A 12391-nucleotide genomic window follows, 5' to 3' on the forward strand; every position below is an offset into this window, starting at 1 on the left:
CTCAGGCCCGGCCCTTCATCGCCAGCCAGTCGCTGCGCAGCAGCGACAGCGAATGGCAGTCCACATACTCGCCCGCGACGAAGACGATGCCGCGCTGGATGCCCTCGTGCTTGAAGCCGCACTTCTCGGCCACGCGCCGCGACGCATGGTTGTGCACCGACATGCCGCAGGACAACCGGTTCACCGGCCAGTTCTCGAACAGATAGTCCACCAGCAGCGCGGCGGCCTCGCTGGCCAGGCCCTGGCCGCGCATCGCGATGTCGGCCATGGTCCAGCCGATCTCGCGCGCCGTCGTGTAGCGGGCCGCGGCGAAGTGCACCACGTCCCCGATGACGCTGCCGTCGATCAGGTGGCAGATCAGCAGGCGCTCGGCGTCCTCGCCCGAGAAACCGTTGTCCTTCCAGCGCTGGTCCACCGTGTGCGGTGTCATCATGCGCGAACCCATGAAGGGGCCGCGGATCTGTGGGTCGCTGCTGGTCCGTTTGAGCCAGGGCAGGTCGTCCTCGGTGACGTGGCGCAGGCCGACGCGTTGTCCTCTCAGCATGGATTCCGTCCTTCAAAAAAAGAGGCCCGACCGGAGTCGGGCCAGCGCAGAGTGTCCCTGTTTAGAAATGAATCCCGCGCATCATCTGCTGCAACGCAATCGCCTCGGGTGACAGGCCGCCGCCCTTGCTCTTGTCGCCCTTGGCCGCGTCGCTGTCCGGGAACATGCGGAAGCTCGTGTTCATGACGATCTGCGCGATGCGCGGCGCCGCGGCGTGCAGCATCTCGCCGGAGATGCCGAGCTTGGTCGCGATGCGCACCGGCTTGGCCACGCAGGCCTGGGCGATCATGTCGGCGGCCTCCTCGGGTGACAGCGTCGGCACGTTGTTGTAGATCTTGGTGGGCGCGATCATCGGCGTGCGCACCAGCGGCATGTTGATGGTCGTGAAGGTCACGCCGGTGTCGGCGAACTCGCTGGAGGCGCAGCGCGTCCAGGCATCCAGCGCGGCCTTGGAGGCGACATAGGCCGAGAAGCGCGGCGCATTCGTCAGCACGCCGATGGAGCTGATGTTGACGACATGGCCCTTGCGCTTGGCCACCATGCCCGGCAGCAGGCCCATGGTCACGCGCAGGCAGCCGAAGTAGTTCAGGTCCATCGTCCGCTGGAAGTCGTGGAAGCGGTCGTAGCTGGACTCGATGGCGCGGCGGATGGAGCGGCCGGCGTTGTTGATGAGGAAGTCGACGCCGCCGAAATTGCCGTTGCACCACTCGATCAGGTCGGCGCAGCCGGACTCGTCGGCGATGTCGCAGGCGAAGGCGTGGATCTGCGCCTCCTTGCCCGCCTTGTCCTTGATCTCGGCGACGGCCTCCTTCAGCTTGGCCTCGTCGCGGGCGCAGATCAGCGTGATGGCGCCCGCCTCGGCGAACTTGATGGCCGCGGCCAGGCCGATGCCCGACGAGCCGCCGGTGACCAGCACCACCTTGCCGGCGGTCGCGCCGCGCAGGCTGCGGTCGATGAAGAGGTCGGGGTCGAGATGGCGCTCCCAGTAATCCCACAGCCGCCAGGCGTAGTCGTTCAGGTCGGGGCAGGTGATGCCGCTGCCCTTCAGCACGGCCTCGGTGTCGCGGCAGTCGAAGCGGGTCGGGTAGTTGATGAAGGTGAACATGTCCTCGGGCAGGCCGAGGTCCTTCATCACCGCGTTGCGGATGCGACGCACCGGCGCCAGCGCCATCAGGCCCTTCTTCACGCTCTTGGGGATGAAGCCCATCAGCGCGGCGTTGATGAAGAGGTTCATCTTGGGCGCGTGCGCGGCCTTGCTGAAGATGTCCAGCACGTCGCCGACGCGGTAGCCCTTGGGGTCCACGAGGTGGTAGCAGCCCTGGCCCTTCGTGACCTTGTGCGAGATGTGGTCCAGCGCGTCGACGACGAAGTCCACCGGCACGATGTTCATGCGACCGCCCTCCAGGCCCACGCTCGGCATCCAGGGCGGCAGGATCTGGCGCATGCGCTGGATCAGCTTGAACACGTAGTAAGGCCCGTCGATCTTGTCCATCTCGCCGGTCCTGGAATCACCGACGACCATCGCGGGGCGGTAGACCGTCCAGGGGCGCTTGCACTCCTTGCGCACGAGCTTCTCGCTCTCGTGCTTGGTCATGAAATAGGGGTGATCGAGGTTCTCGGCCTCGTCGAACATGTCCTCGCGGAACACGCCTTCGTAAAGGCCCGCGGCGGCGATGGAGGAGACGTGGTGCACATGGCCGGCCTCGATGGCCTGCGCGAACTCCACCATGCTGCGCGTGCCCTCGATGTTGACGGCGACCTGCGACTCCTCGTCCGCGCTCAGGTCGTAGACGGCGGCGAGGTGGTAGAGGTGGTCGATCTGGCCCTTCAGGCTCTTGATGACGTCGCTGGCCACGCCGAGCTTCTTGCTCGTCAGGTCACCGTAGACGGGAATGGCGCGTGTCTTGGACACGCCCCAGTAGGCGAGCAGGTCGGGCAGCTTGGCCGCGCTCTCCTCGCGCATCAGGAAGTGGACCGTGCTGCCCCGGCGGGCCAGCAGCTTCTTGACGAGTCGCTTGCCGATGAAGCCGGTGGCACCGGTGACGAAATACTGCATGCGGGTCTCCTGCTTGTGGATTCGGACAATGTCGCATTGATTCTTCACCATCGCCGAAACCGGCCCGGTGGGCACTTTCCCGAGGAATCGGCGCAGCGCCACGGTAGAGCGCACTCACTAGGAATCCCCGTGCCGATGCGGGATCCGGCCGCTACAGTCTCGTCAGCAACTCGCTCACTCGAAAGGACGACCCATGGTCAAGAAGCTCCAGAAGATGGCTGACAAGAAGAAGGCTGCGGCCGCCACCGGCCTGCCCAAGGGCCTGCTCGACGGCGCGATGGCACAGAACGTCAAGGACAGCGCCCAGCAGATCTGGGCCGCCGGCCTCGCCTCCTTCGCCAAGGCCCAGGGCGAAGGCTCCAAGGTCTTCGAGGCCCTCGTCTCCGAAGGACTGAAATTGCAGAAGAAGACCCAATCCGCCGCCGAGGAAAAGCTCAGCGCCGTGGCCACCAAGGTCAGCGGCATGGCCGGTGACGTCGGCGCCAAGGCCGGCCAGCACTGGGACAAGCTGGAAAGCATCTTCGAGGCCCGCGTCGCCAAGGCACTGAAGACGCTGAACGTGCCCTCCGCCGGCGACGTGCAGAGCCTCATCAAGCGCATCGACGAGCTGGCCGTGTCGGCTGGCCTGAAGAAGGCCGCACCGGCCAAGGCCGCGAAGACAGCCCGCAAGGCCGTCGTCAAGAAGGCTGCAGTCGCGAAGAAGGCCGTCGCCGCCAAGGCCGAGCCGGTCAAGAAGGCCGCCGCCAAGAGGGCTGCGCCCGTGAAGGCCGCCGCCAAGGCCGTGGCCAAGAAGGCTGCTGCCACCCCGGCGAAGAAGGCCGCCGCGCCCGCCAAGAAGGCCGCCCCGGCCAAGCGCGCCCCGGCCGCCAGGAAAGCTGCCGCAGCGCCCGCCGTCGAGGTGAAGGCCGAGCAGGCCACCCAGGCCTGATACGGCTGACTGACCCTTCTGTCCCATGAGCCAGCCGAAGATCGGTTTGGCCCTGGCAGGCGGAGGCCCACTGGGCGCCATCTATGAAGTTGGCGCCCTTTGTGCTTTGGAAGAGGCCATCGACGGCCTCGACTTCACCGCCTGCGACGGCTACATCGGCGTCAGCGCGGGCGGCTTCATCGCAGCAGGCCTGGCCAACGGCATGACGCCGCGCCAGCTCTGCGCCGCCTTCATCGAGAACACCGCCGAGCCGCCGGACCGCTTCGACCCGGCCGACCTGCTGGAGCCCGCCTGGCGCGAGTTCGGCCAGCGCCTGCGCCAGCTGCCGGCCCTGCTCGCCCATGCCGCCCGCGAGGTGCTGTTCGAGGGCCGCTCCCTGCTCGGCGCCATCGAGCGCCTGGGCCGCGTGCTGCCCACCGGCCTGCTGTCCAGCGAGCGCTTCGGCGAGGCGCTGACGCGGGTCTTCGCCGTGCCGGGCCGCAGCAACGACTTCCGCAAGCTGCGCCGGCCCCTCGTGCTCGTCGCCACCGACCTCGACAGCGGCGAGGCCGTGCCCTTCGGCACGCCGGGCTGGGACCATGTGCCCATCTCGAGCGCCGTGCAGGCCAGCGCCGCCCTGCCCGGCCTGTTCCCGCCGGTCGAGATCGACGGCCACCACTTCGTCGACGGCGCGCTGAAGAAGACGCTACACGCCTCGGTGCTGCTGGACCGCGGCCTGGACCTGCTGATCTGCCTCAACCCCCTGGTGCCCTATGCGAGCGACCGCCACTCGCCGGCCCGCGAGGACCGCTCGCGCCGTGCCCGCGACCTGGCCCGCAAGCTCGGCCGCCCCGGCGGGCGCTGGCTGCGCCCCGGCATCCCGCGCCTGGTGGACGGCGGCCTGCCGCTGGTGCTGTCGCAGACCTTCCGCTCGCTGATCCACTCACGCCTGGCCCTCGGGCTCAAGGGCTACGAGCTGACCCACCCGCAAACCGACATCCTGCTGTTCGAGCCCGACCCGCACGATGCCGAGTTCTTCATGGCCAACACCTTCAGCTACAGCCAGCGCCGCCACCTGGCCGAGCACGCCTACCAGGCCACGCGCCAGTTGCTGCGCGAGCGTGCCGTCACGCTCAAGCCCCGGCTCGCAGCCGTCGGCCTGGTCCTGCGCGAAGACCTGCTGTCCGACCTGGAAGCCCGCCTGCTGCCCGTGCCGGGTGAGACGGGCGTGGACCAGGCGCTGCGCACGCTGCGCCGCAGCCTAACGGTGCTGGAGCGCCGCAAGCGGCGCTGAGCATCAGACCACCGCGTCCACCAGCTTGCGCGTGATCGCCGCGCGCAGCGGCGGCAGGTGGCGGGCCGCGTCGATGACGGCGCGGCGCAGGGCCAGCACCGGCGCGCGGTCGTCGGTGAAGAAGCGCACCAGCGCGTTCGTACCCGCATACATCGGCCCGGCGGCGCGGCGGTGCTCGGCCTCGTAGGCCAATAGCGGGGCCAGCTCGCCGGGGTCGCCCGCGGGGTCGAGCCGGCGCGCCAGCGCGTCGATGCCGTACAGGCCCAGGTTGTAGCCATGGGCCGTGACCGGGTGCATGCCGACGGCGGCGTCGCCGATCAGCGCAAAGCGCGGCGCCACGAAGCGCTCGGCCCAGACGGCCACCAGCGGGTAGACATGGCGGGCGCCGTCGACCTGCATCGCGCCCAGCCGGCCCTCGGCAGCGCCCTCGATCTCGGCCGCCAGCGCCGCGTCGTCCAGCGCCTGGATGCGCGGCAGCGCGGCATTGGCCACCGTCCACACGGCCGAGCTGCGCCCGCCGTTCATCGGCAGCAGCGCGAGGGTGTGGCCTTCGAGGAAGCATTCCTGCGCCAGGCCGCCGTGGTCGCGTTCGTGGCGCAGCGGCACCAGCAGCGCGCTGCGGCCGAAGTCGCGGTGGCGCGCGCCGATGCCGGCCAGGCGGCGCAGCGCCGAGAAGCGGCTGTCGGCCGCGACGACGAGGGGCGCGGCATGCGTCTCGCCGCAGCGGGTGCGCAATTGCGCCTCGCCGCCCAAGCGCTCGAAGCCCGCCACCGTGCGCCCGCACAGCACCGGCACGCCGCGCTCGCGCGCACCGGCCCAGGCGGCTGCGCGCAGATGGTGGTTGGACACCAGCCAGCCCAGGTCCTGCCCGGCAGCCTCGAAGGGTAACGGCTCACGCGAGCCGCTGGAGCGCACGCTGGCGCGGCGCAGCGGCGCGATGTCGGGCAGGCGCCGCCACAGGCCCAGGCCTTCGAGCAGGCGGCGCGAGCGGTGGGTCAGCGCGATCTCGCGGCCATCGTCGGCCGGCGCGGCCAACATGGCCTCGTCGGCCTGTTCCAGCACGCGCACGGCCAGGCCGCGGTCGTGCAGCGCGCAGGCCAGCGCGAGGCCGGCCGGCCCGGCGCCGCTGATCAGGATCTGGGGCGAGGAGGCGGCAATTTCATTCATGGTCGCGCAGCCTAGGGTGCACGACGACGCGCCGCCTTGACCCAGGTCAGGCCGGTTCGGGATCGGACTCGGCGCCGGCCTCTTCCAGCGTCCGCAGCTCCACCAGGCGCCGGTACAGCCCGCCTTCGAGGGCCATCAACGCCTCGTGCCGGCCGCGCTCCTGCAGATGGCCGTGGTTGAGCACGAGGATCTGGTCGGCCGCGCGTATGGTGGACAGCCGGTGCGCGATGGCCACCACGGTCACGCGCCCGTGCAGCGCCGCCAGCGCCTCGCCGACGCGCTGCTCGGTCGCGCTGTCGATGTTGCTGGTGGCCTCGTCCAGGAACAGGATGCTCGGCGCGCCGGCCAGCGCCCGGGCCATGGCCAGCAGCTGCTTCTGGCCGGTGGACACGCGGGCGCCGCCCTCGCCCAGCCGGGTGTCGTAGCCCTGGGGCAGCGCGGCGATGAAGTCGTGCGCGCGCGCGGCCCGGGCGGCGTCCTCGACGTCTTCATCCGTGATGCCGGGCCGGCCCATCGCGATGTTCTCGTGCACGCTGGCCGACATCAGATAGGGCTCCTGGGGTACCAGGCCCACCGCCGCGCGGAAGGCAGCGTCCGGCACTGAGGCCAGCGGCTGGCCGTCGACCGTGATGCGCCCGGCCTGCGCCGTGTAGAAGCGCAGCAGCAGCGACAGCAGCGTGCTCTTGCCGCTGCCCGTGTGGCCGACGATGCCGACGAAGCTGCCGGCCGCGATGTCCACATCGATACCGCGCAGCACCGGCCGCGCCGGGTCGTAGCCGAAGCTCAGGGCCTCGATGCGGATGGCACCCAGGGCGATGCCGTGCCCGTCCTGGGCCGGCCCGCGGTGCTCGTCCTCCTCCAGCAAAGTACGCACGCGCGACGCGGCCACCATGGACTGCTGCAGCTGGCCGAACTGCATCGTGATCTGGATCAGCGGCTCGACGACGCGGGCGATATAGCTGAGGAAGGCATAGAGCAGGCCCACCTCCAGGCCGGACAGCTCGCGCCTGCCGAAGCTGTAGATGACGGTGACGAGCAGCAGCACGTTCAGCAGGTCCAGCGCCGGGCGCAGCAGCCAGGCATTGGCGCGCAGCTCGGCGATGCGCGACAGCCGATGCTCGGCATTGGTCGCCTCGAAGCGCGCGCCGAAGCGCGCCGCCGCGCCGCTGGCCTGCAGCACGGCCATGCCGGCCATGCTCTCGGCCATCTGCGCATTGATGTCGCTGCGCAGCTGGCGCGTGCGCTGCACGGCCGGCGCCGACAGGCGCTGGTAGCCCGCGATGATGATCACCATGGCCGGCACCAGCGTCGCGACGATCAGCATCAGCCGCCAGTCCAGCAGCGCCATCGCGATCAGCGAGCCGACGACGACGATGGTCGAATCCAGCATCACATAGAGCACCTGGCGGTAGAGCTGGTTGACGGCCTCGGTGTCGTTGGTCACGCGGCTGACGAGCTGGCCGGTGATGGCCTTGTCGAAGAAGCTCATCGGCAGCGCCAGCACATGGGCGTAGACGCGCTCGCGCAGCCGCAGCACCGAGCGCCGCGCGACGCCGGCCATGCGCGACAGCTGGGCATAGCGGATCCAGGTCGCGGCCCAGCCGGTGAACAGCATCAACCCCAGCAGCGTGGCCATCTCACCGATGACGTAGCGCCCCGGCAGCAGGTGGTGGTCGATATAGCGCTTGCCGAGAATGGGCCCGAGCGCTTCCAGGCCGGCAGCGATGACGAGCCAGAGGCCGCCGCGGACCAGCTGCGCCCGCTCGGGCCGGGCCGTGTCCAGCAGCAGGCCGACGCTCTTCCACGGCGAGGCTTGTTGTTGCTTCATGTCAGTGATCCATGACGCCGACGCGTTCCCGCGACTGAACCCGACGGTTTGCGGGCCGAGCGCCGGGCCGCTCCCAAGCCGGCCCGCGCTGGCGATGTGCTTGGCGGTCGAGCCGCCAAGCATCGCCGCCCCCGCGGGGGGCGGACCAGCGTACCCGCTGGGCCGGGGGCTTCACTTCAGGCCGCTTCAAGGCTGGCTTCGATCTGTTGATAGCGCCACTGCGAGGCATACCAGCCGCCCAGTCCCAGCAGCTGCTGATGCGTGCCGCGCTCGATGACATGGCCCTGCTTCAGCACGATGACCTCGTCGGCATCCATCACCGCCGACAGCCGGTGCGCGATGACGATGACGCTGCGGTCCGGCCGCGCGGCACGCAGTTCGCGCAGATGGTCGAGGATGGCCGTCTCGGTGCGGGTGTCGACGGCGGAGAGCGCGTCGTCCAGCACCAGCAGCGGCGCGTCGCTCAGCAGCGCCCGCGCGATAGCCACACGCTGGCGCTGGCCACCGGACAGCGTCACGCCGCGCTCGCCGACCTCGGTCGCATAGCCCTCGGGCAGGCGCACGATGTCCTCGTGGACGGCGGCCAGGCGGGCGGCAGCTTCGATGTCGGCCGGCGTCGCGCCGGGCCGGGCCAGCGCGATGTTGTCGGCCACCGAGGCCGAGAACAAAAAGGGCTCCTGCGGCACCCAGGCGATGTGGGCGCGCAGCTCGCCGAGCGGCAGTTCGGGCAGCGGCACGCCACCCAGCTTCATGCGGCCCGCGTCGGGTTCGGCCTGGCGCAGCAGCAGGCGCACCAGCGTCGACTTGCCCGCACCGGTGGCACCGACGATGCCCAGCGTGCGGCCGGGCGCGAGCACGAAATCCACCTGCTCGACGGCGGGCCGCTTCGCGCCGGGGAAGCCGAACGTCAGCCCCTCTGCCCGCAGCGGTGCGGGCAAGGGCAGCGCCGCCCTGCCCTCGTCGGCCAGCGTCAGCGGCGCGTCCAGCACCGGCGCGAGTCGCGCCCAGGCTGCCCGCCCGCGCTCCAGCAGCGCCATCACCCAGCCGGCCGCGAACATCGGCCAGATCAACTGGCCCAGGTACATCGTGAAGGCGGTCAGCTGGCCGATGCTGATCTCGTGGCGCGCCACCAGCCAGCCGCCCACCGCGAGCGCGATGGCCGTCGCCGCGGTGAGGGTCATGCCCACGGCCGGCTCGTAGGACGCCTCCCAGCGCTGCGAGCGGAAGCTCGCCTCCGCGGCCCGGTCGGCCAGGCCGCCGAACTGCTGCTCGCTACGAGCGACCAGGCCGAGGGCCCGCAGCGTGCGCACGCCGGCCAGGCTCTCCTGCACCTGCTGGTTCAGGTCGCCGAAGCGCGTCAGCGAATCCTGGGCCGCCGTGTGCAGATGCTTGCTGATCCACCAGAAGGCCAGCCCCATCAACGGGAAGGGCACAAGCGCCGCGAGGCCCAGGCGCCAATCGATGCCGATCGTCATCATCGCCAGCACCAGGATCAGCGTCTGCGAACCGTCGAAGCCGGCCAGCATGGCCTCGCCCGCGGCCTGCTCGACCGTGTCGATGTCGTTGGTCGCCAGCGCCATCAGGTTGCCGGTGCGCTGCGCCTGGAACCAGGCCGGGCCCTGCAGCGCCAGCCGCGCATACAGGCGCGTGCGAAGCCGCGCGCCGAGCTGGAACGAGGCCTTGAAGAGGGTCAAGCGCCAGCCGGCCCGCAGCAGATAGATGACGGCACCGGCCGCGACGAGCAGGCCGAGTTGCTGCAGCAGCGCGCCGTCCTGCAACCTGCCCGACACCAACGCGTCGACGACATGGCCGACCTGGCGCGGAATCCAGACGGTCAGCACGGCGATGCAGCTCAGCATCGCGCCGGCAGCAGCGTAGGCGCGCCAGTGCTCGCGCACGAAGGCGGCGAGCATGCGGGAGAGGGTGGTGGGATGGGATGCGGCGGACGACATGGGAGGACGGAGTGTCGCCGGGGCGGAGCGGCTCGCGGGCGGGCCGGGCACGCCGATCAGGGTTCAGCCAGCCGGCATGACTCAGCGCGTCCGGCTGATTGATGGGTTATCCGTCATTCCGCCGCGCGCGCCAGTAGCCGGGCTTTCGGCTGTCGGGCGCAAGCGCAAGCACATGGATCTCGTCCTCCCGCTCCACGTACACGACGGAGAAGGGAAACTTCCTGGGGAAGCAACGCCGCGTTCCGTGCCTGTAGGGCGAACCCATGGCGGGGAACTCTGCTGCAAGTTGGACGGCCTGCTCGACCGCGGCCATGAAGCGCTCGCCAAGTGCTGCGCTGATGCTCTTGTAGTACAGAACCTCGTGGATCAGTTCGTCCCGAGCGGCCTCGTGAAAGCGGACGCGCTTCACTTGAGGATGCGGCGAACCTCTGCGAAGACTTCTTCTGCCGGAATCAGCTTGGCGGTCCCGTCATTGATCTCCGCGAGGCGGCGCTCAATCTCTTGATCCCAAGCTGCCTCGACCCCTGCATCAATTTCATGAACGGTCGCGAGCAATTGCTCGGCCAGGCGTACGCGCTCTTCGGGGGGCAGTTCCAGAGCCTTCTGGGAGAGTTCGTCGACAAGGGTAGTCATGGCAGGCTCCTGCGGCAGCGCCTCAGTTTACTGGTCAGCATGGAACGAGGGCGGCGCGCGGGTGTCGACGACGGCTATCGATCCGGTCATGGAAAGGCGCTGCGACGGTCGGTCGGCTTCGGAGCCAGCCAGCGATTCGTCCCATCATTGCGAACGTGCGCAAACGATCTCGCTACTGAGAACCGACTCGTAATTTTCCGGCCTGCGCTCGTAGTCCAACTGGAAAGCGCTGAAAAGCACTTGGTCACTGGGAACATGCCGCCCATAGCGTTCGTCGAAATCGTCCTCATGCGAGTCGTCGCCCTCGGCGAGCGCTCTGTTTGCCTCCTCGATATCCGAGGCAAGCACTTCAAAACCGAAATATTGGAACCCTTTGCACGCATTGATGAGTTCGGCCTGCGTCAAACATTCAACTGCATGCAGGACTCCACCGTTCATTGCAAGGCCGTGAAACTTCAACAGCGCATTCAATGCAACGTCACCTGCGCGTTCGCTGCCCTCCCCGCCAAAGCAGGCGCGATTCCAGATCAAGTCGGCGTTTGTAGAAGTTGGCATAGGGTCATATTGAATGTTGAACGATACAAGCCATGGCAAGCCGGGCGGGCGGCTACAGCCTCCGGTGCGCGAGCAACAAGCCTGCCCAGGTTAGCAATCCATTCAGCACCAGCAACTCCAATCCGATCTGATACCCACCCCAAGGCTGCCCCAGGTCCAGCACCGCGCACAGCAAGGGCGCTGCAATGCACACGCCCAGCAAGACCCGCCCCGACACCACCCTCGGCGTGAACAGCGCAAACGCGAACAGCCCGAGCAGCGGCCCGTAGGTATAGCCGGCCAGCTTCAGGATCAGGTAGATCATGCTGGCGCTGGCTAGCGCCTTGAAGCCCAGCACCATCGCGAGGAAGAGCGCCGCGAAGGCGAGGTGGACGCGGCGCCGCGTGCGCACGTCCTCGCGCGGGATGCGCAGCAGGTCCAGGCAGGTGCTGGCCGTCAGCGCGGTGAGTGCACCGTCGGCGCTGGGCAGCAGGGCCGAGACCAGGGCCAGCACGAACACCGCCTGCACCCAGGCCGGCAGATGCTGCATGACGACGGTCGGGAAGAGCGCGTCGCCGCGGGCCGCGATGCCGTGCTCGCGGGCATAGAGCGTCAGCAGGCCGCCGAGCAGCAGGAAGGCGCCGATGACGACGACCAGCAGGCCGGCCAGCAACAACAGGTTCTTCTGCGCGTCGCGCAGCTTCGCGACGGACAGGCTCTTCTGCATCATTTCCTGGTCCAGGCCGGTCATCGCGATGGCGATGAAGGCGCCGGCCAGCAGGGCCTTGGCGGAGAAGTCGCGGCTAAGCGGGTCGCTCACCCAGACGCGCGTGAGGCCTGCGGCGTCGAGCTGCGCGAAGGCGTCGGGCCGCCACAGCAGCGCGGTGCAGACGACGAGGCCGGTCAGCATGCCGGCGGTCTGCAGCGTGTCGGTCCACACCAGGGCCTTCACGCCGCCCTCGACCGTGTAGAGCAGGATCATCGCCAGCACGACGGCCGCGCCCAGCGCGAAGGGCAGGCCCAGCGGGCCGAGGATGAGGGTGTGCAGCACCTGCACGACAAGGTAGAGCCGCGCCGTGGCGCCCACGGTGCGCGACAGCACGAAATAGGCCGAACCCAGGCGCCGCGCCGCCGGCCCAAGGCGCTCGCCCAGCAGCTCGTAGATGGAGGCCAGGCCGAGGCGGTGGTAGTGCGGCAGCAGAACGAAGGCGATGACGACATAGCCGACCACATAGCCCAGCGTGACCTGCAGATAGCCGAAGCCGCCGGCCGCGACGGCGCCCGGCACGCTGATGAAGGTGACGCCGGAAAGCGAGGTTCCGATCATGCCGAAGGCGACGACCGGCCAGGGACTTTGCCTGCCGCCGACATAGAAGCCTTCGGTGCCTGCGCGCCGTGACGCACGATGTGCGACCGCAAGGAGGATCAGGAAGTAGGCAAGGACGCCGGACAGCAGCAGGACGGGCGACATGGGCC

General features: G+C 69.3%; 11 protein-coding genes. 2 read left to right on the forward strand and 9 right to left on the reverse strand.

All coding sequences use genetic code 11. The features are described 5' to 3' along the window. Position 1: 1 nt before the first annotated feature. On the reverse strand, positions 2–544 hold the full coding sequence (locus EV671_RS06300) for a GNAT family N-acetyltransferase (RefSeq protein WP_132570444.1): 543 nt from the start codon (positions 542–544) through the stop codon (positions 2–4). Between the two features lie 61 nt (positions 545–605). After that, complete coding sequence (locus tag EV671_RS06305; protein ID WP_132570445.1) at positions 606–2600, reverse strand: SDR family oxidoreductase; 1995 nt, start codon at positions 2598–2600, stop codon at positions 606–608. A gap of 193 nt (positions 2601–2793) precedes the next feature. On the opposite strand from EV671_RS06305, the gene EV671_RS06310 reads away from it, so the two are divergent. Continuing rightward, on the forward strand, positions 2794–3528 hold the full coding sequence (locus EV671_RS06310; protein ID WP_132570446.1) for a phasin family protein: 735 nt from the start codon (positions 2794–2796) through the stop codon (positions 3526–3528). A 25-nt stretch (positions 3529–3553) separates the two neighbouring features. After that, on the forward strand, positions 3554–4801 hold the full coding sequence (locus tag EV671_RS06315; RefSeq protein WP_132570447.1) for a patatin-like phospholipase family protein: 1248 nt from the start codon (positions 3554–3556) through the stop codon (positions 4799–4801). 3 nt (positions 4802–4804) lie between these two features. Here the strand turns inward: EV671_RS06315 and ubiM are convergent, their stop codons facing one another. The 7 genes from ubiM to EV671_RS06350 all read right to left on the reverse strand — a co-directional run bounded on the left by ubiM (position 4805) and on the right by EV671_RS06350 (position 12386). Continuing rightward, the gene (ubiM, locus tag EV671_RS06320) at positions 4805–5968 is read right to left on the reverse strand and encodes a 5-demethoxyubiquinol-8 5-hydroxylase UbiM (RefSeq protein WP_132570448.1); all 1164 of its coding nucleotides are present in this window, start codon (positions 5966–5968) and stop codon (positions 4805–4807) included. Positions 5969–6014: 46 nt separating this feature from the next. Then, positions 6015–7796 carry an ABC transporter ATP-binding protein gene (locus EV671_RS06325; RefSeq protein ID WP_132570449.1) on the reverse strand — a complete coding sequence of 594 codons (1782 nt, stop codon included), beginning with the start codon at positions 7794–7796 and terminating at the stop codon, positions 6015–6017. Positions 7797–7972: 176 nt separating this feature from the next. Further along, the gene (locus tag EV671_RS06330; RefSeq protein WP_243655601.1) at positions 7973–9709 is read right to left on the reverse strand and encodes an ABC transporter ATP-binding protein; all 1737 of its coding nucleotides are present in this window, start codon (positions 9707–9709) and stop codon (positions 7973–7975) included. Between the two features lie 145 nt (positions 9710–9854). Then, positions 9855–10157, reverse strand: coding sequence for a type II toxin-antitoxin system RelE/ParE family toxin (locus tag EV671_RS06335; RefSeq protein WP_132570451.1), 303 nt, complete (start codon positions 10155–10157; stop codon positions 9855–9857). Then, complete coding sequence (locus EV671_RS06340) at positions 10154–10381, reverse strand: addiction module protein (RefSeq protein ID WP_132570452.1); 228 nt, start codon at positions 10379–10381, stop codon at positions 10154–10156. Before EV671_RS06340 ends, EV671_RS06335 begins: the two co-directional genes overlap by 4 nt. A gap of 144 nt (positions 10382–10525) precedes the next feature. Further along, on the reverse strand, positions 10526–10912 hold the full coding sequence (locus tag EV671_RS06345) for a hypothetical protein (RefSeq protein ID WP_132570453.1): 387 nt from the start codon (positions 10910–10912) through the stop codon (positions 10526–10528). A 76-nt stretch (positions 10913–10988) separates the two neighbouring features. Continuing rightward, complete coding sequence (locus EV671_RS06350) at positions 10989–12386, reverse strand: sodium:solute symporter (protein ID WP_132570454.1); 1398 nt, start codon at positions 12384–12386, stop codon at positions 10989–10991. Positions 12387–12391 lie beyond the last annotated feature (5 nt).

The sequence above is a fragment of the Roseateles saccharophilus genome, assembly GCF_004342485.1.
Lineage (GTDB): Bacteria > Pseudomonadota > Gammaproteobacteria > Burkholderiales > Burkholderiaceae_C > Pelomonas > Pelomonas saccharophila.